This is a genomic window from Solibacillus cecembensis (genome assembly GCF_050272495.1).
In the GTDB taxonomy this organism is placed as follows: domain Bacteria; phylum Bacillota; class Bacilli; order Bacillales_A; family Planococcaceae; genus Solibacillus; species Solibacillus cecembensis.
Map to the genome: position 1 here is coordinate 255,715 of NZ_JBNNMF010000001.1, position 22,926 is coordinate 278,640.

Sequence of the window (22,926 nt, forward strand, 5' to 3'; positions counted from 1 at the left end):
TGTCAGATAAATTAGACGATTTCGACATTTACTCCATTCAATTATGCCGTTAGCCAAAATTCCACCATTCAACGATTATTTGAATACATATAAATAAAAAAGAGGTTGCTCTAGTAGTCCCTTAATGGACTACTAGAGCAACCTCTATAGAATGAACCGATTATCGATTACGGTTTCGGTTACGTAAAAACGTTGGAATATCTAATGTTTCTTCTTGTTGATAATTTTGTTGCATTTGCTGACGTGGCATTTCTTGTTGAATATGCTCTTGCACACGCGGTTGTTGTTGCTGCTGTTGTGGTGCTGGCTGTGTTGATGCCGCCGCCTGTTGACGTACACCTAGAGTTGGACGAATTGGTGTTGGCATTGGTGAGCTAAAGTCATCTGAAAACCCAGTTGCGATAACTGTTACGATAATTTCATCATTTAAATTATCATTGATCACCGAACCAAAGATCATATTAACCTCTTCATCAGAAGCTAATTGAACAATATCAGCCGCTTCTTGAACTTCAAATAAACTCAAGTTCGAGCCACCTGTAATATTCATAATTACACCTTTTGCTCCATCAATTGACGTTTCAAGAAGTGGTGATGAAATCGCTTTTTTCGCAGCTTCAACTGCACGATTATCACCTGCTGCAATACCAATCCCCATTAATGCTGAACCTTTATCAGACATAATCGTTTTAACATCGGCAAAGTCAAGGTTGATTAAACCTGGCGTAGCGATTAAATCTGAAATACCTTGAACACCTTGTCGTAAAACATTATCCGCTTCACGGAACGCTTCCAACATTGGTGTCGATTTATCAACGATTTGAAGTAGCTTATCATTTGGAATGACGATTAACGTATCTACTGATTCTTTCATCGATGAAATACCACCGATTGCTTGCGTTTGACGCTTTCGCCCTTCAAATGTAAATGGACGCGTCACAACGCCAACTGTTAATGCGCCTAAATCACGTGCAATTGACGCGATTACTGGCGCTGCACCGGTACCTGTACCGCCACCCATACCAGCTGTAACGAATACCATATCGGCACCGCGTAATACTTCCTCAAGTTGTTCGCGACTTTCTTCAGCTGCCTTTTTCCCAACTTCAGGATTCGCACCTGCACCAAGACCGCGCGTCAATTTCCCACCAATTTGTAATTTATATTCAGCTTTTGATAAATTTAAAGCTTGTGCATCTGTATTAACTGCGATGAAGTCCACACCTTGAACTCCATGCTCGATCATGCGATTTACGGCATTGTTACCACCGCCACCTACACCAATTACTTTAATGACAGCTAGTTGATCCATACCCGTTTCAAATTCTAACATAGTCTCTCCTCCTAATTTATGACAGATTAAATGTTCGTTTTAATCGAAAAATTTATTTAATAAATTTTTTGCGCGGTCAATAACTCCAACTTTATTGTCGCTTTCTACTCTCTCCGACGCACTTGCTTGTTTTTTAGAAGGATTTGGTTGAGCAGGATACGGTGCATAAGAAGGTGCAGAGCTGGTTGCACTTCTACCATAAAACTTGTCATCTGCATGTGCATAACGAATTAATCCGACAGATGTCGTGAATCCAGGTTCACGAACACCAATATAGTTTGGCGTAAACACGCGCACACGTGTTTGCATCACTTGGCGGGCTAATTGAGCAATTCCTTCAATTTGAGCTACCCCTCCAGAAATTACAACGCCTCCAGGTAAATCTTGAATACTCATTCGGGCTAATTCGTCTAAAACTAATTCAAATAGTTCTTCTAAACGAACACCGATAATTTCAGCAATATAACGTTGACTATATTGATCTGTTGTATCGGTACCTACAACCGGTACTTCAAATAATTGTTCATCAGATGCATCATCATAGAAGGCATGTCCATATTGCTTTTTAATTTTTTCAGCTTGCTCTGTTGGCGTTTTTAAAACGATGGATAAATCCTTTGTAATATGTTCGCCTCCAACTGGTATTACGGCAGTGCTTTTTAAAAGGCCATCTTGGAATAAAGCAATCGTAGTAGAGCCTCCACCTAAATCAATATAGGCTGTTCCTTGATTTTTTTCATCTTCTGTTAACGTAAATGTACCTGCCGCCAACGGTTGTAAATAGATTTCACGAATTTGTAACCCTGCACGCTCAACACAACGAAGTACATTATGTACAAGTGTTTTCGAAGTTGTAATCATCGTTGCGTCCATCTCTAAACGAATGCCTATCATTCCACGTGGATCTTTTATCTCATCTAAATTATCAACGATAAATTGTTTTGGAATTAAATTGACTAATTCACGCTCTGGCGGAATCGACATCACCTGTGCGGAATCGATTACACGCTCTAAGTCGTCATCAGTAATCTCTCTATTTTCGCCATTTACAGCAACAACCCCTTTTACAGGTTGTAAAAATGTTTGATTAGCTGGTACACCAAGTACAACTTCATCAATTTTGATGCCTGTCATTCTTTCAGCTTGCTCGACAGCTTTATTTATTGACTGCACGGTAGCGTCAATATCAACAATTGCTCCTTTACGGATACCTGTTGATTTTACATGACCTACACCAATTACGTGCAATTGATCATCACTCATCTCTCCAATAAGTACCTTAACGGATGATGAACCAATATCTAGAGAAACATATATTTCTTGATGATTCAACTTGTTGCACCTCCTTCGATTACTCCTATTTTTTATTCTATTGTAAATTTACTTGATTGTCTAAGTAAAATCACAATTTGTCATGAAAACTTAACGTTAATTTCAAGAGTTTTCACTTTTTTTCAAGCGTCTATTGTCTAATTTTGTTAATAGTATACGTCGGATGACTGCAATATTTTGAAATAAACGGACGCCAAATGCAAATATTGCGGCTAAATAGAGATCCACACCAATATGTACACCTAAAAATGCTAACCCTGCTGCTAATAAAATATTGAAGAAAAATCCAGAAATAAACACTTTATCATCATACACTTGTTGTAATTGGGCCCGAATTCCACCAAACATCGTATCTAATGCTGCCAATACTGCAATTGATAAGTAATTTTCATAAACTGAAGGAATTTGAATATCTGTCAAAACACCTAACATTACACCAAAAATTAATCCTAATAGTGGCAACCACATATTCACAACCCCTTTTACTTATCGACTAAATATTTGCTTTGTTGTAATTCAACTGTGGAATTAATTCGTACGTTTTGTTCGGCATCATAGACTGTCAGCATTAAATTATCAATAAAAAACTCATCTTGAAAGGATGACGCTAATAAATGATTGGCTAACTTCTGAGCTTGTTCATATGTTTGCATAATAATATTTATTTCAAAGTTTATTTTTTTAATTGGTTCACTATTGATTGTTGTTTTACCGTTAATATCGCGTATTGCACTATTGTATGTCAATCGTTTCTCATCAATTTCGATTGCTTGCGCATTATTTCGATATAAATCATTCGTTAATCGAATAAGTAAATCCGGAGAAATCGGCTTCAATTCATAACCAAATTGGATTAATTCTTGAGAAGGCTCAATCGTTAGCGTAACACCTGGCCCACTAATAGGTAATAATCCAGCTTGCTTTTTCAAATCATTTACAGTCTCTTGTAAGAGCAGTTCTGGGTTATCAAATTCATCGTCCTCATACTTATTGACCGTACTCGACAAAGCACTTATTGACGATAACAATTCTGAATGTCGTTTTTTCTCTTCTGATAATTCCTGGCGGATTTCCCAAATATCTCGTGTATCCCGTTCGGTTGGATTTTGTACTGTATTGTATTGAACAGCTAGCATAAAACCAATGATGAACGATACAATTGTAATGTTGCGATACATTTTTTTCGTCATCACGTTATCCTCCGAATGATATACTAACCTTCTTCGTTTATAGATTGCATTTGAATTAATTCACTTTTTTCAAACGTCACAACAACATGTTCATTTAGCAATTGATCAAAAACACCACCCGTTAGCTCTAATGCTGATAATAAAATATCTTGTTTACCAACAGCTTCAATAACAAAGGGCGCTGGATATTGCTTTCCATCAACTGTGATTACCGGCCCATTGCAGCTAATATAAGAATTCATCTTTAAGCGTTGACCGTTGATGGCAATTGCCTCTGCACCAGCAATTTTCAACTCATTCAGCACTTTGAAAATATGACTTTCATGCACAATATAATCATTAGGGTTTGTACTTGCGGGATTATAGTCTGCATCCTGCAATGTTACTTTAATACCTTTTCCTTCTCCAGAGTCAATTCCTAACAATAAGCGCAATTGTTGGGCTTCTTTTATATTTCTTTCGTACTGTACCTCATTTGAAGAATATTCCTTTTCATAGCCTCGAATTTTTTTTTCTAATTCAGCCAGTTCATCTGTTAACTCTTTATTTCGTTCCTGCTGCACTATTAATTCTTCCCGGTACTGATTTTCCTGTTCATAATAAGGCGAGGCTGAGCTTAACGTTCGCTTGTCCTTCGATGAATTGTACGAAAAACCAATGATAAAACCTGTAATAATACAAACCGTTAAAATAATCATATATTTCCTAGTAAAAGGAGATGGTTTTTTAGTCCGTTGATTGTTGTTCATCAGCCTGTTCATCCCCCTCTATATCCTCGCCTTCCTCTGGGATATTGATTGCGTATTCCTCAGAGAATGGGCGATAATAAGAGCCGACTTCAATATCAATTATTCCTTTTTCAAACGCGTCATCATTTTCAATTTGTGCAATAATGGATGGATAATAATTCAGCTTTTCAGCTAATGTGTTAACCTCTGCACGCACTTCGTAACCATCATTCATAAACAAAGTAATCGCATATGGATCAGATTCTAATGGGCTTGCATTGATTTGAGAAATAAGTGACAATACTTCTGGCTTAAGTAAGGCGAGCTGCTTCAATATTTTTTTTCTTATCGCTTCATCTTTAAACTTCAAAAAAATGGGCGCGTCAACTGGCACCATTTCGCTCGATTCATTAAAAATAACGCCATTTTCTAACATCGGATAAAAATCACCTTCTCGGGAAATATAAGCAACTTTATGCCATTCCTCAATCGTAATTTGAACCGTATTGACAAACTTCCGCTGTACATCGACTGATTTTATCCAGTCATTTTTAGCAATTTCTTTTTCAATATCACTTATTTTGAATCCCCACATCGACTCATCTAACATTAATCCGGATTGATTTAAATAATAAGCCTCATCCTTTAAATTAGACCCTTGAATATTAATTTCCTTCATATCACTGTATGGTGATTGAAAATAAAGAAGCAATAGGATGATGAATAAGAAAATGGTTGTTAAAAATGCAAATTTAAGATTCGTTCGCCGTTTTCGTCTTTTTCGCATGGCTGGTACACGTTCTGTAATGTCTATTACTTTCTCCATCATCTCTACTCCTTTCTTTCACGTTATTCCTTTGAAAAGTTTAAAACAAGCGCTACGGTTAGCCAGACTACTAATAACGATGTTCCACCATAGCTAATGAATGGCAATGTCACACCAGTAACAGGCAATAAATTGATTACTACACCGATGTTTAAACAAGCTTGTATTGCAATTGTTGTTGTTAATCCACAGATGATATAAAAATGAAGTTGACTATTGCAAGCTAAAGCCAATTTATATCCGGATAGTAAAAAGCACGCAAAAATAAGCAGCAGGCCCATACCACCTAACAACCCTATTTCTTCTAAAATAATCGAAAAAATAAAGTCATTTTGCGGTTCAGGTAAATATAAATATTTTTGTCTACTTTCTAAAAATCCGTGTCCAAATAAACCAGCTGGTCCAATTGCAAGCAAAGATTGAACGGCTTGGAAACCGCTTCCTAAAGCATCTGCCCAAGGATTTAAAAAAGCTTCAATCCGCTTTAATCGATATGGTGCTGCAGCAATTAATGCTACTAAACCCACAATGCCCGTTAAAATTAAGATGAGATACAATTTTACTGGGTATTGCGCGATAAAAAGTAAAAGAAACGCTGCTGCAACTAAAATAAACACTGCGCCAAAATCTGGTTGTAGCATGATTAACAAAGACGGAAGAATGATTACAAGGAAATGTTTCCATTGTACAATCCGCTGTCCTGCTTTTCCGTTTGCCAAAAGAATACTTAAATAAATTAAAGTCGTTATTTTAGCAAGCTCCGCTGGTTGAACCGTTAGTGAACCAACACCGATCCAACTTTGAGAGCCATTTCGCACAATCCCAATACCCGGTATTAATACGGCAATTAATAGAAAGATGGATACCCAATAAAAAAACACCCATACTTTCGGTTTTTGTAGCACTTTCATGTTCATCACCACTAAACAACTAATAACCGCGATAACGAAATAGATACCTTGCTTTATATAAAACGGTGTTTGTCCAATATAATGAATGGAACTCCAGTACGTACCAGCGGAATAAATAAACACAATCCCAATGATAGATAAAATGAAAGCACTACTAAAAAACCATTGTTTGAATTGATGTGACAGTGTAACTATCCTTTCTCTATGAAAGCTTCATAACACGATCGATAAATAAATCTCCTCGAATTTCAAAACTTGTATGTTGGTCCCAACTTGCACATGCTGGTGATAATAAAATAATATCCCCTTGTTCTGAAGATTTTGCGGCATACCCTACCGCATCTTCAACATCGATTGCTCGTACGGTATTTGTAACGCCACATGATTTTGCAAACGCCATAAAGCGTAATGCCGTTTCACCAAATGCCACGACCGCTTTAACATGCTTCATTTCTTCTCGTAGCTCTTCAAATGAATGACCGCGGTCCAAACCACCTGCCAGTAAGACAATCGGCTGTTCAAATGCAGATAACGCACTTTTCGTTGCTAATACATTTGTTGCTTTGGAATCGTTATACACTTTTCGACCATTCCATTCACGGACAAATTGCGTACGATGGCGAACCCCAACAAAAGTCGACAGGACGTTTTTAATTGCTTCTATCGGACACCCTTGTAAAAGTGCAGCTGCTACTGCGCATAAAATATTTTGTAAATTATGCTCTCCTGGTAAGACGATTTCACTGCAAGCGAGAATTGCTTCTCCGTTCCAGTAAATATTTTGCGCATCTGCACTAATACCATTCGCCTTTTTACCTTTTGTTGTAAATGGAATGAGCATTGCTTTGGATTTTTGCGCATACTCGCGAACAATTTCTTGGTCATCATTATAAATAAAGTAATCCTCCGCTGTTTGATTGCGTGTTACACCGAATTTTGCCTCTGCATACTCTTCAAATGTGCCGTGATAATCTAAATGGGCCTCATATAAATTCGTTAAAATTGCTATGCGCGGTTTAAATGTACGTGTGCCCATTAGTTGAAACGATGAAAGTTCTGTCACAATGACTTGATCTTCTGTTGCTGCTGCTGCAACGCTACATGCAACCGTACCAATATTCCCTGCAATCAGTGGTTGTAATTGACCAAGTTGAAGCATTTCAAATAGTAATGTTGTCGTTGTCGTTTTACCATTCGATCCCGTTATCCCAATAAAAGGTGCCTCACTTACTAAATATGCGAGTTCCATTTCAGTTATAACTGCTATATTACGTTTCATTGCATCTGCAACAATTGGATTTGAATATGGAATTCCTGGATTCTTTACAACGAGTTCAAAGCCTTCATCCAATAAATCTTCTGGATGGCGACCACAAATTACTGTAATTCCCTTTGACAATAAATCCTGCGCTTCTGGATTCGCATCAAATGGCTTTGCATCATTAACCGTTACAAAAGCACCAAGCTCATGCAATAATTCTGCCGCTGCTACACCACTTTTCGCTAAACCTAACACTAAAATTTTCTTAGATTGCAAACCTGAATATTCAATCATAATAACGCCTCCGCCAATACTGCTATTAATGCTACGACTAATCCGGTTGACCAAAATACGATTACTACTTTCCATTCAGACCACCCTGATAATTCAAAATGGTGATGGATTGGAGTCATTTTAAAAATACGTTTCTTCCGAAGTTTAAAGCTTCCTACTTGCAAAATAACCGATAACGTTTCGATGACGAAAACTAAACCGATTAAAAGTAATAACAGCTCTTGCTTCACTAATACTGAAATCATGGCAAGTGCGCCACCAAGTGCTAATGAGCCTGTATCTCCCATGAACACTTTCGCTGGGTTTGCATTAAAAATTAAAAAGCCGAGTAATGCCCCTGTTACAGCAAAGGCAAATAATGCGATATCAGCTTGCTCATTGAATAAAGCAATTACACCATACGCCGCAAAGGCAATGGATGCAGTGCCCGGTACTAAGCCATCAACCCCATCAGTTAAATTGACGGCATTTGAAAATCCTACTAACCAAAAGATTAAAAAGGCCACATAGAAAATACCTAAATCAATTGAAATATCTGTATATGGTAGCCCAATCGACGTATCAAACGCCCCTAATCGTAATAGTAAAAATGCGGCTACTGCAATTGCAATTTGCCCGATTAGTTTTTGTAGTGATGTTAATCCTAAATTACGTTTAAAAATAACCTTTAAGCCATCGTCTAAAAATCCAATCACACCAAATCCAACTAAAATTAGTAATAATACGACTGTTTGTGTTGTAAATAAATCAAATAGAGTGGCTACAACCGCTGTTGCAACAATAATGGCTAGTAAAAAAATAAGACCACCCATTGTAGGTGTACCCGCTTTTTTCATGTGAGATTGCGGGCCTTCCTCACGTATACTCTGACCAAACTTCAGCCTGCGTAGCAGTGGAATTCCTAGTGGGGCCAAAATGACCGTCAACAAGAATGAGGAAGCTAGAATAGTCAATGTTATTGGTAATGTCATAAAAAATATCTCCTTTAAATCTTCTGTCTGTATCAATTGCACCTCGGCGTAACTGCGTCTAGTGCGGGTTGGAACGCCCAGCAGACGCAGTTAAATACCCTTCACTATAATAGTTGTTTTAGATGGATTTTAATAGGTCAAATTGTGATTTAATCGTCTAAATATAAATGGATTACATCATCTTCATGAATGAGGCTATTCGCAATTGGTATTTGTTCTACAACTTTACTCCCCGTACCATGCCACTCAATTTTATAAGGATACATATAGGTAGTGATTTCTTTTGGTGATTGTCCGACAAAGTTTGTAAGGCGGGTCGTCAACTGATCACCCCACACATACTTTTTATCAAGCTGCTCTTGCTGCTTTTCAATGTTTAATATTGGTGCTGCATCCTCAATAATTTGCCCAACAACTGGCGCTGCGATTACACTGCCGAATTGCAAAGCGCTTTTCGGATGATCAATCGCCACATAAACTAAAATTTCAGGGTCATTCGCAGGCGCAAAGCCAATAAAGGATACAATATAGTCCCCATCTTTATAGCGGCCATTTTCGACTTTCTGTGCTGTCCCTGTTTTACCTGCAACTCTTAAGCCATCGCGGTATGCATGTCGTCCAGAGCCATTTGCAACAACCGTTTCTAAAGCGTTTCGAACAATACTTGATGTCTTTTCACTCACAATTTGCTCTTTGACAATCGGCTCATTTTGAATAAGCACTTCTTTCGTATTTGGATCAATTACTTTTGAAATAACGTACGGCTGATACAGCGTACCTCCGTTAATAACTGCTGCCACGGCTTGCATTTGTTGAATTGGCGTGACAGATATACCTTGCCCAAAAGATGTTGTTGCATGCTCTACTGGGCCGAAATTATCCTCGGTAAATAAAATACCAGAAGCTTCACCCGCAATATTCGAGCCTGTTTTTTTACCAAACCCAAAGCGGTGAATATACTCCAATAATTTCGCCGAACCTACTCGTTGTCCTAGTTCAACAAAACCTGGATTACAGGAGTTTTGTACAACTTCTAAAAATGTTTGATCTTTATGTCCACTTCTGTTCCAACAGCGTAATCTTGCACCTTCTACCATTGTAAATCCAGGGTCATAGAACTGGTCTTTCTCTAAATCTACTACACCTTCTTCAATTGCCGCGCTTAGTGTAATAATCTTAAATGTCGAACCAGGTTCATAGGACATAAACACAGGTAAATTTCGATTGTAAATAGCAGGTTCTACCTCAGCAAAATTTGCTGGATCATAGGTCGGATACGAGGCGAGCGCTAATATCTCCCCAGTTTTTGGATTCATCGCAATAGCCAAAGCTTGATCAGCATCATTTTGAATCATCGCCTCGGATAATGCACGTTCGACATTTTTCTGTATTTCTAAATTAATCGTCAATTGCAGTGTTGCGCCGTCCTTGCCTTCTTTCCACTCATCATTTGCATTATCGAGTGCAATCCCCTTTGCATCTGTGAATAATCGGACAGCCGCATCTGACCCGGTAAGTAACTTATCATACTCATATTCAATTCCTGCGAGCCCCTGATTGTCTACTCCTGTAAAACCGAGGAATCGAGCAAGTAAATTACCATTCGGATAATGTCTTACATAGTCAACACCCGTATATAAACCTGGTATTTGTTTTTGTTGGATTTCAACAGCTTGCTCATACGTAATATTTTGGCCTTCTGGTGCTAGTTTTACAATTGAAACTTTTTGTTCTAATCTTTTTAATATCGCCGCTCGGTCCTTATTAAGGACATTTGAAATCGCATCTGCCACTTGTTCTTTTTCTTTATTTTGTGAAGGCATAAAGTATAAGGTCGGTGCAAGCTCATTTGACACAATGACCTCTCCATTACGATCTACAATTTTTCCACGCTCTGAATTAAAAGGTATTTCCCGATCCCAACTTTGCTTTGCTATTGTTGATAGTTCGTTATATTGAACTAGTTGGACATAGACCAACTTAACAAAAATCGCCACGCCGTATAGTACAAATGCGATGGCGATCCATGTTAATCGTTTTTTAGATTTTTTTGATACCCACTTCAATATTGACACCTCGCTTAACACAAAGTATGTATTGAAGTAACTTTCTATTCAAATTCCTACTAATCTTGCGGCAAAGTTTCGGTTTCGCCAGCCTCTAGTATTTCTTCAGGTGGTGGCGTCGTATATTGCTCTTGAGGCGTTTTTAATTTCACGACAATGGGTGAATTATCGATAATAATCGTCCCACGAGAAGCACTTTGACTTTCAACGTAGCCCTCTCCAACGATTTCAATTGGCAACTTCGATAATGTTTTATACACAAGCACATTCCGTAATGACCAATCTTCAAAGGATGGAAGTGTAATAACCCCATCTGTTTTCAAAAAGATGATACTGTCTTTCGTCAATACCGTATTCGCTTTTGGGTATTGTTCAACAATTTGACCGCCTTCTCCAATAATAATTGGTCTTAAGCCGTCTCCCTCTAGTCCCGCTACAACTTGATCCGTATGCTCTCCTACAAAATCTGGTAAGTTTTTAGTTTGAACTTCCGCAATATCAGACGGATTAATATTCATGTATTTCAAACTGTTTAAAGCAACAGAATTAAATACTTGTGATACTGGATCTGAGCCCTGTTCCGTTGCAGCAAGCTTCGGTTTTGCTACATATATATATACGATTAATTGCGGGTCATCTGCTGGTGCCATTCCTAAAAATGAGTAAAGGAATTCATTTTTCCCCCAATCATAACCTGGACGTCCATTTGTTTTTGGCATTTGGGCAGTACCTGTTTTCCCTGCAACCTCATAGCCTTCAATTTGGAAACGTTTTGCATTTCCCGCTTCTCCATATACAGTTGAAGCAAGCACCTCGCGCACAGTTTTAGCCGATTCTGGTTTAATTGGCTGACCTTTTTCTTTTGGCTTTGACTGTAAAACAACCTCACCTGTATTCGGATTGACAATTTTATCAATAACATACGGTTGCATCATTTTCCCGTCATTCGCAATTGCTGTTAAACCTTGAATCAACTGTATTGGTGTAACGGTTGAACCTTGACCAAATGTCGTCGTATACTTTTCTAATGGATAGCGTGAATTAATGACACCACTTGCTTCACCAGGTAAGTCAATACCGGTTTTTTGACCAAATCCGAAAGCATCTAAATACTTTTCATATGTTTCCCAGCCCATAATATCCAACTGGTTGGTCATCGCTGTATTAGAGGATCGTTGGAGACCTTGTAAATAAGTAATCGGCCCCCAACCTCTTCCATCATTATGGTCACGAATTGTATCCTTAAGCACTTTATACGTACCCGATTGATACGTTGCATTCGGGTGCCAATTGCCTGAATCAACAGCAGCTGCAACTGTAAATGCTTTAAATGTCGAACCTGGCTCAATTGTATTTTCAACGACATCATTTAGCCAGTTTGTTTCCAAGCCGATTCGCGTATCGGGGTCAAATGTTGGTCGCTGTGACATCGCTAAAATCTCACCTGTTTTTGGATTAGCTACAACACCGACCATCGATTGTGGATTGTATTGCTCGTTGACACGTGACATCGCATCATCTAAAAAGCTTTGAATCGTTTTATCCAATGTTAAATAAATATCATTGCCATCTTGCGCTTCTTGTACAATCTTGTCACTGCTCGGTAATAAATAGTTTCCCTTATCCTTTTGATACTGTAAGCTACCATCTGTTCCCGTTAATTGTTCGTCATAGTTCAATTCTAAGCCCATTTTTCCGACCACTTCAGAATTACCCTCGTCATCCGTTTCACGTAAAGCAAAACCAATTAAATGTGACGCAAAGGAACCATTCGGATAATAGCGCTTTTTATCACTAAAAAATAAAATTCCAGGCAAATCTAGACTTTCAATTTTAGTTTTCGTTTCATGACTAATCCCTCGACCAGCCGTTCCAAACTCTACTTGGTATCTATCATTATCTTTACCATTCGTTAGCTTTGTGTAAATTTCATCCTCAGCTATTGTTGGTATAAACTCAGCTAATGCTTTTGCAGTTTTTGCTATATCGACAACATGCTTTGGTTTTTTCGGGTTTTCTGTAGCAGAATCATCTATAACTGCGACAAGTCGATAACTTAATGTATCTTCGGCTATGATATTATCATTACGGTCCAATATTCTTCCACGATCTGCTGATAATACGAAATTGCGTTGATATTGTAATAATGCTTCCGCTTCTAATTCATGTCCCTTTACAACACCCGTCGCCTGAATCGATGCAAATCGCCAATATAACAATAAAAAGAGCCCTCCATAAATTAACAACATTAGAAAGGCTCCAAATTGGTAACGAAATTTTTTCTTTTTCATTCTCCCGGCACTACCTTCACATTTTTTTCATTTAATGTTAAACCGAGTTCTTTCGCTTTTTCCCAAATACGTTCGTGAGTAGATAATTCACTCACACGTACTTTTAAATCTACGTTATCATTATTTATTCCAGTAATTTCTTTTTCGATTTTTTGGATTTCTATACTGACCGTTTGGATTTCCCCTTGTGTATGTAGTATAGATACTGCAAACATTGCTACGACTACTGCAAAAATTAAAAACAAAAATTTTTCCCGTTTCGAAAACCAATCCGGTCTCCGTTTTGGGGGTTGGACTGGTTGTCGCTGCTGATGCTTTTCAGGTAGCTCTGGCTGCTGTATATATGGTTGTCTTGCGCGTAATGCCATATTTTACCCACGTCCTTTATCGTTAATTTTTTCAGCTATTCGTAATTTCGCTGAACGTGAACGATTATTTGCTTCTAACTCCTCTTCTGATGGTAAAATTGGTTTTCTTGTCACCAATTTAAGAATAGGCTTTAGATGATCTGGTATTACAGGAAAGCCTGGAGGTAAATCTGGCAATGACGAACCTTCTTTAAATAGTGATTTTGTTAAGCGATCCTCTAAAGAATGGAACGTAATGACACTAATTCGACCACCAATTGCTAATACATCAATCGCATCTACTAAGGAATCCTCAGCCGCACCTAATTCATCATTTACGGCAATTCGAATTGCTTGGAAAATACGTTTTGCTGGATGTCCACCTTTTCTACGTGCTGGAGCTGGAATACCATCTTTAATTAATTCAACTAATCGTCCAGTCGTCTCAATCGGCGCAACTTCTCGGGCTTGCTCAATTTTACGTGCGACTTGCTTTGAAAATTTTTCTTCTCCATAACGGAAGAAAATACGGACCAAACTTTCATATGTCCATTCATTTACAACATGGTAGGCAGAAAGCTCTGCTGTTTGATCCATTCGCATATCGAGTGGTGCATCATGATGATAACTAAATCCACGTTCTGGCGTATCTAGTTGTGGTGATGAAACCCCTAAATCGTATAAAATGCCATCGACTTGATGAATGTTTAGGTTAAATAGTTCTTCTTTTAAATCACGAAAATTAGCATGTACAAATGTAACACGGTCCAAATAATCGGCTAATCGTACTTTCGCATTTTCAATTGCTGTTGTGTCTTGGTCAAAACAAATTAATCGACCTTGTGATGATAACTGTTTAACTAAGTATTCACTATGGCCTGCACCGCCTAACGTACAATCCACATAAATACCATCAGGATTGATGTTCAGTCCATCAACAGTTTCTTTCAATAATACAGTTGTGTGATCGAACATAACATGAAGCTCCTCTTGCGCTTTAATTTTAAAAATCAAAGCCGATTAAATTTTCTGCAATTTCATTAAAGGATTCTGCCGATTCATCAAAGTATTTATTCCAAGCTTCTTTTGCCCAAATTTCTATTTTACTCGATACGCCTACGATGACGCAGTCTTTTTCAAGATTTGCGAACTGTACGAGTGTAGTTGGAATGTTAATTCGACCTTGCTTGTCTATTTCAACCTCTGTTGCACCAGAAAAGAAGAATCGCGCAAATGCACGAGCATCTTTTTTAGTCATCGGTAAATCTTTTAATTTTTCTTCGAGTTTTCGCCATTCTTCCATAGGATATCCAAAAATACATTGATCAAGTCCTCTCGTTATCACAAACGATTCTCCAAGAATATCTCGGAACTTTGCGGGAACGATCATGCGGCCTTTAGAATCAATAGAGTGTTGATATTCTCCCATGAACATGCTACTCACCCCACTTTACTAAATAATGTACCACATCCCCCCACTTTCCTCCACCATTTTGGGTACTAACTGCGCAGTATATCGGAAATTACGTAAATAGGCATATTCTCACACATATGTTCTGTGTAAAAAGATGTAAAAAAAGAGAGCTATCTCTGTTAAAAGATAACTCTCTCGCAATTATTATACCTCGATATAACGCCTTTAAACCTATGTTTAAATACAAATGTGTATAGTTTCCACCACTATAAAGGACTTTTTACTGAATCAAGTTAAAACGAGATAATTTGATGTTGATTAGAAATCGTCATCGGCAATTGAAGTAAATCATCAATAAACGTTAAGCCGTACGTATTCATATATTGGTAAGGATTATACACACGCTCTTGATACCCTCCATTAGGGAAAAGTTCTACAAGTAATGTTTTATACTGATGAATGATTGCATCATGTTTTTGCAATACTTGCTCTGAAATTTTCGTTTGCAAATAGTGGAATTGTCGGTCATGATATGCTTTGTTTTTTTCAAGTAACTTCTCAAGCTGATAATTACCACCTTGCAAGTACTCCGATAGCACTTCATATTGCGCCACTAGCTGGTCATTCATACGTTCGATTAGTTGCTGTGATTCTCGGTCCTGTATGCTCGCAATAAATTGTTGCAACTTCGCTTCCGCTTGCCCACTGAAAACTTGCGTCACAGTTAACTCTTGCTGTTCAAGTATTTGTTGTACTTGTCTCGTCACAAGCGTCATATTTAAACGCGGTGCAAAAATAGGCATTTGCAATCGTAGTGTCGTAAAGGCAGGCTTCAACGTTGCCCAATAGGCTAATTCACCCGCACCACCTACAAACGCTAATACTGGAATCGCCATTTCTTGCATTAAAGGGCGTGTCACAACATTATTACTTAATATTTCTGGGCAATCTTCAGCCATATGCAGCAACTGTTCTTCTGTCAGTTTCACCTGTGCAAGTGCATTACTAAATTGTCCATTCTTTCTTTCTAGTAAAAAACGCTCGCCTTCTTTTACAAAAAAGAGATTCGCATTGTTTTCAGTTGCTCCAATTGGCACTCCATAACCTGCTTGCGCTAGTTTCTTTTCTTGTTCTACGACTTGCAAAGCAATTTTTTCATTATTTTCAATGAGCACTTTAAAATAACGTTGCTCATATTGTCGGAAAGGCGCATATGTAGCATCTAATAAGAGCAGCCCGTGATTTTTAAATAAATCATTCATTAGCACAGTAAAGAAGTCGGTATATGTAGCACTCATTTTTGCATGCGCTAAAACAGTTGCTACTAATTGCTCTGTATATTCCGTTTCGCCAAAGTCGTGAAACACCGTTTTAACAAATTGTTCGATTGCTTCTGAATTTAATGACGTTGTGGATGCCATTGTTTTTAGCTTCGAACGTTCGCTATATCCACGCTTTTTGACTTCAGCATCAACAATTGTATTTGTATGATTAATTTCCTCAAGGTCGTGATCCTCACCAGCAATCCAAAACATTGGAACGACTGGTTGATTTAGCTTTTCACGTTGCTCTTTCGCCAATAAAATAACAGAAATGGCTTTATGAACAGAATAAAGCGGACCTGTTAAAAGTCCAGCTTGTTGCCCACCCACGACTACCGGCGCACCTTGTTCAAGCTCAAGAAGATGTTCTGTTGTTTTTTCTTGAATCCCGTACTTTTCCATAAAGCTTCGAATGATTTCCGCAAGCTCTTTTGAACGATACATATTATTTTGCAAATAATTGGCTCGCTCAATAAAGGATTGATCCTCATATTTGTATTCAAAAAACGAATGAATCTCCGCATTATTAGACCAATAATCCGTTATTAATTGCGGATTCACTGGGGATTGGATTTGTTCCAACTTCATTATAATTCTCCTCTGCTTCTTTCTACTCGATTGCATATTAATCAATTACGCCGAGGCGTAATTGATTCCAGATTTTTTCCGAGGGCCCACAGGACGTGGGTCAGTCAGCCGTTGTCACACGATATGACGTCTTTAGGCTGACTTCCTTTTTAAAAACTCCCCTTAAAATCTGCGACATCCGCCAGGGGCTTTAACGCAAATTATATAATTTTCATTTATCATTTTATATTGCTTTCTTTATTCTATACGTTCTAACCGTGTAGTGAAAAGAAAATTGCTTATACAGCCATCAGATATATCGTTACTGAGTGCACTAAACCGATGACCCAGACGAAAAAATAAATCGTTCCTAACAATATAAAATAAGATCGCCAAATTCTTTTCAGTAGTTGCATCACTTGTATTTCTTTTTTCCTTTTCCAATCAATATATGTAAAAATAACAGCTACCGATAGCGCCAACAAGTAAATCGGGATAAATAATGACCACTCCCACAACGCTTGAATCGCAATTGGTACAGAAAAAAACAAAATGGCTGTCGTGATATCTGCCGCGACACCGATAGCCATATGTCGTTTAATACGGATTCTCCTACAGCTTACAAATACAACAAGAAACGCAAGAAGGGGACATAGAATAATGGTTGCTAGTACGAATTGCAAAAAAAGCATCACATTTGTTCACCGCTCTCCTCCAAAGCTTTCACAAGTAAATAAAGTGTTTGTAAGACCGGTAATTGCTTTTGTTCCATTTGTGCTCTTTTAATAATAGCCCCGACAATCGTTTCAATTTCCGTTTTTCTACCCGCTAAAAGATCCGCTCGCATAGAAGATGTATTTTCAGCCGTTCGTTCACAAAGTGCGACAACTTTCTCCAATCGAAAACTATCTGCGAATCGTGGGAAAGCTACTATCATTTCATTATATAAATTTTTCACTATTTGAAAAGCATCAATTTGTTGAACTAGTTTTCCGTTTCGCACTTGCAATACTGCCGTTAAAGGATTAATAAAGCAATTTAACCACGCTTTCTCGAGTAACATCATTTCCGCATCTTGTTCAAAAACGATTGAAAAATGCTCGGATGAATAAGCTACCATAGGCGAAAATAAATGCTCTTCTCCCCTCGCAACCGCAATTTTCATCGAACCAATTCCTTTATGCGCAACATGATGCCCATTTATTTTTTGCGCACCAAATTGGACGGAGCCAAAAGCAATTTGATGGAATGGCAACTGAAGCGCCTCGTCATAATGCGCTAAGCCGTTTTGTAAAAATAAAATTGGTGTGGATTGCTTTACCGTATGTAACTGTCTATAAATATCCTGTAATTGACCGTATTTCACCGCGATGATGATCATATCGGCATCGCCACTTAAAGTCGTTGCTGCATCAATCGGGAAAACCGACTTTGTCCCATCATGATTCGTTCGGATTAAGTTATTTTCTTTTAATCGCTCGGCTTGTTGCTCCGTCCGAGTAATTAAGTGGATATTCGCTTGCATTTCCGCAAAGAAACTCGCTACTAACAATCCCACTGCTCCAGCACCAATAATCTCGATTTTCATACAGGACCCCCAATATTAGTTCAAATTAAAAAGGCCTGCCGCCATGACAGACCTTCAGCTAACATTATTATACTGGATAGACTGGGTGTTTTCGATAAGGAAGCGTCATTTGCTTGGAATTATAGTAATTAAAACGTTGAATTAATGTTTCTCTAAGTTGATTTGGCGCAACGATTTCATCAATCACCATCTCTGACGCAAGTTTATACAAATCAATTTCTTCTTTATATTCTTCTATTTTTTGCTTCACAAATTGCATTCGCTCTTTTGGATCTTCAATCGCTTCAATTTTATTTGAATAGACTGCATTCACCGCCGCTTCAGGTCCCATGACAGCGATTTGTGCCGTTGGAAGTGCAATAACAACATCTGGATCAAATGCTGGGCCACACATCGCATATAAGCCCGCTCCGTACGCTTTTCGAACGATGACTGAAATTTTCGGTACGGTAGCCGAACTCATGGCGGATATTAGTTTCGCGCCGTGACGAATAATGCCCGCACGTTCAACCTTCGTCCCAATCATAAATCCAGGAACATCCGCTAAAAATAAGAGCGGGATGGAAAACGCATCACATAACGTTATAAATTTCGCCGCCTTATCAGCAGAGTCAATAAATAGCACACCACCCTTTACTTTCGGTTGATTAGCTATAATTCCAACAACTTGACCATCTATGCGTGCAAGCCCTGTTATTAACTCCGGTGCAAATAGCTTCTTTATTTCAAAAAAGCTATGTTCATCAATTAATTGATCGATACATTCATACATATCAAACGGGGCATTTTGATTTTCTGGAATAATTTCTTCTAACGCTTTTCCGCTTTTCGGTAACTTCATTTCATCTAGTGGCGGGTATTCCGAAAAATTTGCTGGGAAATAGCCGATATAGCGGCGCGCCTCCTCAATAGCTTGCTCTTCACTGTCCGTAAGTACGTCCCCACAACCACTTACTGTACAGTGCATCCGAGCGCCACCCATTTCTTCTAGCGTAACCTTTTCACCAATTACTTTCTCAGCCATCCGAGGAGACCCCAAATACATCGACGCATTGCCTTCTACCATAATGACAATATCGCAAAATGCAGGTATATAGGCTCCACCCGCTGCTGAAGGGCCAAATAAAATACAAACTTGCGGAACGACGCCACTCATGCGAACTTGATTATGGAAAATACGTCCCGCCCCTCGTCTTCCTGGAAACATTGCGAGCTGATCTGTAATACGCGCACCCGCCGAATCGACTAAATAAAGGATCGGCACTTGAAGTTTTTCGGCTTTTTCTTGAATACGGATGATTTTCTCAACCGTTCTAGAACCCCACGAGCCGGCTTTTATTGTCGAGTCATTTGCCATTACACAAACGGTTTGGCCATCAATCTGTCCAATCGCTGTTACAACACCATCCGCCGGTAAATCGCCTGCCTCACAGTTTGCAAATCTACCATCCTCTTCATATTTACCATCATCAAATAAAAGTTTTAATCGATCACGAACAAATAGTTTATTCGTTTCTTTTAATTTTTCATGATACTTTGAATGTCCACCCGCATTGATTGAATCGATTTTCTGCTGTAATTTTGCATTGTACGTTGGCTGCGTCACATATCTCTCCCCTTTGTGTTTAGGCTAGTTCCACTAGTACATCATTTTCTTCAACAAAATCACCTTCAGCAACGCGAATTTTCGTTACCATCCCGTCCCCTTCTGCATCATGTGTAATTTCCATTTTCATTGATTCTAGAATGATTAATGTTTGCCCTTTGGTTACACTCTCCCCTTCTTTAACACTTACCTCAAAAACTGTCCCTGCCATTTGCGCTTTTACTTCTGCCATTTTAAAATGCCCCCTTAGTAGAATGTTTTCCTTAGAATGACATCTCCCGCTTGAGAACCTACGAAATGATGTCCCTACTTATGTAGATAAGCAAGTTATACTTTGTCAGTTACAAAGAAAACATCATGCTTCTACTTCTATTGTAAGCTATCACTAAATTTAATTTCAAATATTTTCTCGGAAAATAAACTTTTTTCTACTAAAAGTGGGATTCATGTATTTCTTCACTTCTTATCCCCAACTAAATTTACCCCTTGTTGCATCCACTTTAACACTTTTTCATATTCAGATTGTAGCTCTGTATGTTTAATTTCAAGATCATTATAAGCTTCCGTTAATTCCTCGAAACTGGATAACGCTAGTTTTAAATGACTACGCATTAGTTGCTTCGGACGCTTTCTAACACTGTTTAATACTTGCCCGTACTGCAATCTTAATGTTTTATTCCATCGAAACCCACAAGCTTGCTTCGTTCGATTTAATTCACGTGCTGCTTGCTCAAACGCTTCTAATTGCGTACGACCATTTTGCACTGCTTGAATTACAATTTCCGCTAACTTCTCGTCATCCATAGCTGTCCATTGATCTTTTCTTCTCTTTTGCTCCATCTTGAACCACCTCACATTTTTTACTACTATATGCCAGGTTGATTGAAATAGAATAAAAAGCGAGAGAAAAACGACTCTTAATTCGGTTAAAAATTAAGAGTCGTTCCATTATTTTTGTTTGGATTTATTTAAGAAGTTATTTACCGCTTCATGATGCGCTTCGGATTCCCATAATTTCGCGCACATATGAATCTCTTCCATAACACGTTCGTACATATTACGTTCACGCCATTTTCGAAGCTCAATTTCTTTATATGCTTGATGTACGGAAGGGTGGATTTTCGCCATATGTTCAATAAAATCAGCCAACGCTTGTTCCTTTGTCCCTTCAATATAAACGCGCATCGCCCAACCAATTTCATATAAAGTTTGCGCATCATATGGTATTGCATCCACAAGCATTTTTAGCGCTCGGTCATGTCTTAGCCCGCGTTCAAATAAATAAGTTCCCCCGCCCCATCCAGAAGTAATCGCTAACGACCCCTGAATAAAGCCTGCTTTTGCATGTGACGCCATCACTCGGAAATCACATGCCGTCGCAATCTCACAACCACCGCCAACCGCAGTACCGTTTATAAGCGCAATCGTTGGTACCGGTAAAGTAGCTAAATCATATAAAATATTCCCCATTTTACTTAACATACCGAAAGCTTGCTCTTCTGTTTCAAGTGAGTGAAACTCCGATAAATCGCCTCCCGAGCAAAACGACTTATCTCCAGCCCCTGTTATGACTAAAAAACGAACACTTTCATGTTCTTTAATATATGTAATGACTTCCTTCAACCCATCCATAACAGCATAATTGATTGCGTTACGTTTTTCTTCACGATTGATTGTAAACGTTAAAACTCCATCTTTATTATCGATTAAATAATCCATTTCCCCATCCCCCAGTATCATTTATCGTCAAAATCCATTCAAATCATGTTCCTCTTATATGGATCTAGCTAAAATCCGTCACTCCAAAATCCACTAAAAAGTACCACTTAATATTATAGTAATGTAGAATTTTTATTTTGACAATGGGGATAGCAAAATGGTTATAGGTAAAACAACGAGAAAAAAGGCTAGACGAGAGCCATGGTCTCTCATCTAGCCTTTATATAGCGTAAATACTGAATTATTTCGCTACTACTTCTTTACCTTTGTATTGTCCGCATGCTTTACAAACGTGGTGAGATAGTTTAGCTTCTCCACAGTTTGGGCAAGCTACCATACCAGGTAATGATAATTTGAAATGCGTACGACGCTTTCTTTTTGCAGTTTTAGAAGTTCTTCTAAATGGTACAGCCATTGATGGCACCTCCTTACAGATTATCTATTTATCTGTTTGATCAAAATACTTAGCTAAAGCAGCCAGTCTTGGATCCAATTTTGGTTCGTCAACCTTATTAGCTATTTCCACATCTTCATCCGTTGAATAGGACCAGTTTTTACCTGTTTGCACTTGTCCTTCGGTATTCTCTTTGAATACTTGCATCGGCACTTCAAGAAGAATTAATTCTTCAAGAACTGGCTTCATATCAATAACGTCTCCATCGATAAAATGAATATCGCTAAAAACATCCCCGCGTTGTTCCTTATCGACCCAGCTGAAAATTTCAACTGTTTCAATATTCACGGGATACTCAACATCTTCCCACGTGCGTGCACATGGAAGCGTCAATGTAGCGCTAATCGTTAGTTGACAAGTCATTTGCGATGCACCAAAAGTACATAGCCCTTTTACATGAACGGGTGAAACGTTACGAATATCTGAGTTTCGGATTTCGAGATTGTCCAATTGTACATTTGCATCAAGTGGCATTCCGTCTTTACGATACTTAGATAATTGATGAATTGACCATTTCATTCGTTAATCACCTCGAGACAACACTGTTGATTATATAGTGAACAAAAATAGATGTCAAGATAATTTCTTGTCACTCTTTCAATTCATGCTTATAATCAATAATGAATTGTATTAATTTGATAAAACAATCATCTTTAGGATGATTAATTGTATTAATGACAACTTATTCTATCGTAAGGAGGATGTT

The 22,926-nt window shown here is 38.3% G+C and carries 23 protein-coding genes; all 23 read right to left on the bottom strand.

Annotated features, from left to right (window positions below):
* Positions 1 to 160: 160 nt before the first annotated feature.
* Positions 161 to 1,333 carry a cell division protein FtsZ gene (gene ftsZ / locus ACQKIH_RS01370; RefSeq protein ID WP_427763016.1) on the bottom strand — a complete coding sequence of 391 codons (1,173 nt, stop codon included), beginning with the start codon at positions 1,331 to 1,333 and terminating at the stop codon, positions 161 to 163.
* Between the two features lie 39 nt (positions 1,334 to 1,372).
* A complete protein-coding gene (gene ftsA, locus ACQKIH_RS01375; RefSeq protein WP_057985798.1) occupies positions 1,373 to 2,665 on the bottom strand; it encodes a cell division protein FtsA in 1,293 nt (430 codons plus the stop codon).
* Positions 2,666 to 2,767: 102 nt separating this feature from the next.
* Positions 2,768 to 3,133 (bottom strand): small basic family protein, encoded by a 366-nt coding sequence (locus tag ACQKIH_RS01380; protein WP_057985796.1) that lies wholly within the window; start codon positions 3,131 to 3,133, stop codon positions 2,768 to 2,770.
* Positions 3,134 to 3,147: 14 nt separating this feature from the next.
* Positions 3,148 to 3,855 carry a DUF881 domain-containing protein gene (locus ACQKIH_RS01385; protein WP_427763018.1) on the bottom strand — a complete coding sequence of 236 codons (708 nt, stop codon included), beginning with the start codon at positions 3,853 to 3,855 and terminating at the stop codon, positions 3,148 to 3,150.
* 23 nt (positions 3,856 to 3,878) lie between these two features.
* Positions 3,879 to 4,604, bottom strand: coding sequence for a DUF881 domain-containing protein (locus tag ACQKIH_RS01390; RefSeq protein ID WP_427763019.1), 726 nt, complete (start codon positions 4,602 to 4,604; stop codon positions 3,879 to 3,881).
* Complete coding sequence (locus ACQKIH_RS01395) at positions 4,582 to 5,409, bottom strand: cell division protein FtsQ/DivIB (protein ID WP_057985791.1); 828 nt, start codon at positions 5,407 to 5,409, stop codon at positions 4,582 to 4,584. Before ACQKIH_RS01395 ends, ACQKIH_RS01390 begins: the two co-directional genes overlap by 23 nt.
* Before the next feature lie 23 nt (positions 5,410 to 5,432).
* Positions 5,433 to 6,515, bottom strand: coding sequence for an FtsW/RodA/SpoVE family cell cycle protein (locus ACQKIH_RS01400; protein WP_057985789.1), 1,083 nt, complete (start codon positions 6,513 to 6,515; stop codon positions 5,433 to 5,435).
* A gap of 7 nt (positions 6,516 to 6,522) precedes the next feature.
* Complete coding sequence (gene murD, locus ACQKIH_RS01405; RefSeq protein ID WP_427763122.1) at positions 6,523 to 7,875, bottom strand: UDP-N-acetylmuramoyl-L-alanine--D-glutamate ligase; 1,353 nt, start codon at positions 7,873 to 7,875, stop codon at positions 6,523 to 6,525.
* Positions 7,872 to 8,846, bottom strand: coding sequence for a phospho-N-acetylmuramoyl-pentapeptide-transferase (mraY, locus tag ACQKIH_RS01410; protein ID WP_057985785.1), 975 nt, complete (start codon positions 8,844 to 8,846; stop codon positions 7,872 to 7,874). The genes murD and mraY overlap by 4 nt, the downstream gene beginning before the upstream one ends.
* A 149-nt stretch (positions 8,847 to 8,995) precedes the next feature.
* A complete protein-coding gene (locus ACQKIH_RS01415) occupies positions 8,996 to 10,912 on the bottom strand; it encodes a peptidoglycan D,D-transpeptidase FtsI family protein (RefSeq protein ID WP_427763022.1) in 1,917 nt (638 codons plus the stop codon).
* Between the two features lie 59 nt (positions 10,913 to 10,971).
* A complete protein-coding gene (locus tag ACQKIH_RS01420) occupies positions 10,972 to 13,131 on the bottom strand; it encodes a penicillin-binding transpeptidase domain-containing protein (protein WP_486387652.1) in 2,160 nt (719 codons plus the stop codon).
* Positions 13,132 to 13,199: 68 nt separating this feature from the next.
* A complete protein-coding gene (gene ftsL, locus ACQKIH_RS01425) occupies positions 13,200 to 13,571 on the bottom strand; it encodes a cell division protein FtsL (RefSeq protein ID WP_427763023.1) in 372 nt (123 codons plus the stop codon).
* Between the two features lie 3 nt (positions 13,572 to 13,574).
* Positions 13,575 to 14,525, bottom strand: coding sequence for a 16S rRNA (cytosine(1402)-N(4))-methyltransferase RsmH (gene rsmH / locus ACQKIH_RS01430; protein WP_057985778.1), 951 nt, complete (start codon positions 14,523 to 14,525; stop codon positions 13,575 to 13,577).
* A 28-nt stretch (positions 14,526 to 14,553) separates the two neighbouring features.
* Positions 14,554 to 14,985 (bottom strand): division/cell wall cluster transcriptional repressor MraZ, encoded by a 432-nt coding sequence (mraZ, locus tag ACQKIH_RS01435; protein ID WP_057985776.1) that lies wholly within the window; start codon positions 14,983 to 14,985, stop codon positions 14,554 to 14,556.
* A gap of 272 nt (positions 14,986 to 15,257) precedes the next feature.
* Positions 15,258 to 16,874 (bottom strand): bacillithiol biosynthesis cysteine-adding enzyme BshC, encoded by a 1,617-nt coding sequence (bshC, locus tag ACQKIH_RS01440; RefSeq protein WP_427763025.1) that lies wholly within the window; start codon positions 16,872 to 16,874, stop codon positions 15,258 to 15,260.
* A 278-nt stretch (positions 16,875 to 17,152) separates the two neighbouring features.
* Positions 17,153 to 17,545 carry a DUF3397 domain-containing protein gene (locus ACQKIH_RS01445; RefSeq protein WP_427763026.1) on the bottom strand — a complete coding sequence of 131 codons (393 nt, stop codon included), beginning with the start codon at positions 17,543 to 17,545 and terminating at the stop codon, positions 17,153 to 17,155.
* The gene (locus tag ACQKIH_RS01450; RefSeq protein ID WP_427763028.1) at positions 17,545 to 18,441 is read right to left on the bottom strand and encodes a ketopantoate reductase family protein; all 897 of its coding nucleotides are present in this window, start codon (positions 18,439 to 18,441) and stop codon (positions 17,545 to 17,547) included. Before ACQKIH_RS01450 ends, ACQKIH_RS01445 begins: the two co-directional genes overlap by 1 nt.
* Before the next feature lie 67 nt (positions 18,442 to 18,508).
* Positions 18,509 to 20,047, bottom strand: a complete 1,539-nt coding sequence (locus ACQKIH_RS01455; protein WP_427763030.1) for an acyl-CoA carboxylase subunit beta — start codon at positions 20,045 to 20,047, stop codon at positions 18,509 to 18,511.
* A 19-nt stretch (positions 20,048 to 20,066) separates the two neighbouring features.
* A complete protein-coding gene (locus ACQKIH_RS01460; RefSeq protein WP_427763032.1) occupies positions 20,067 to 20,279 on the bottom strand; it encodes a biotin/lipoyl-binding carrier protein in 213 nt (70 codons plus the stop codon).
* Between the two features lie 224 nt (positions 20,280 to 20,503).
* Complete coding sequence (locus ACQKIH_RS01465; RefSeq protein WP_057985765.1) at positions 20,504 to 20,887, bottom strand: transcriptional regulator; 384 nt, start codon at positions 20,885 to 20,887, stop codon at positions 20,504 to 20,506.
* 108 nt (positions 20,888 to 20,995) lie between these two features.
* Positions 20,996 to 21,766 (bottom strand): enoyl-CoA hydratase/isomerase family protein, encoded by a 771-nt coding sequence (locus tag ACQKIH_RS01470; protein WP_057985762.1) that lies wholly within the window; start codon positions 21,764 to 21,766, stop codon positions 20,996 to 20,998.
* A gap of 241 nt (positions 21,767 to 22,007) precedes the next feature.
* On the bottom strand, positions 22,008 to 22,181 hold the full coding sequence (rpmF, locus tag ACQKIH_RS01475; protein ID WP_057985760.1) for a 50S ribosomal protein L32: 174 nt from the start codon (positions 22,179 to 22,181) through the stop codon (positions 22,008 to 22,010).
* 24 nt (positions 22,182 to 22,205) lie between these two features.
* Positions 22,206 to 22,739: a YceD family protein gene (locus ACQKIH_RS01480; RefSeq protein ID WP_057985758.1), complete on the bottom strand. Its 534-nt coding sequence runs from the start codon at positions 22,737 to 22,739 to the stop codon at positions 22,206 to 22,208.
* Positions 22,740 to 22,926: the final 187 nt, after the last annotated feature.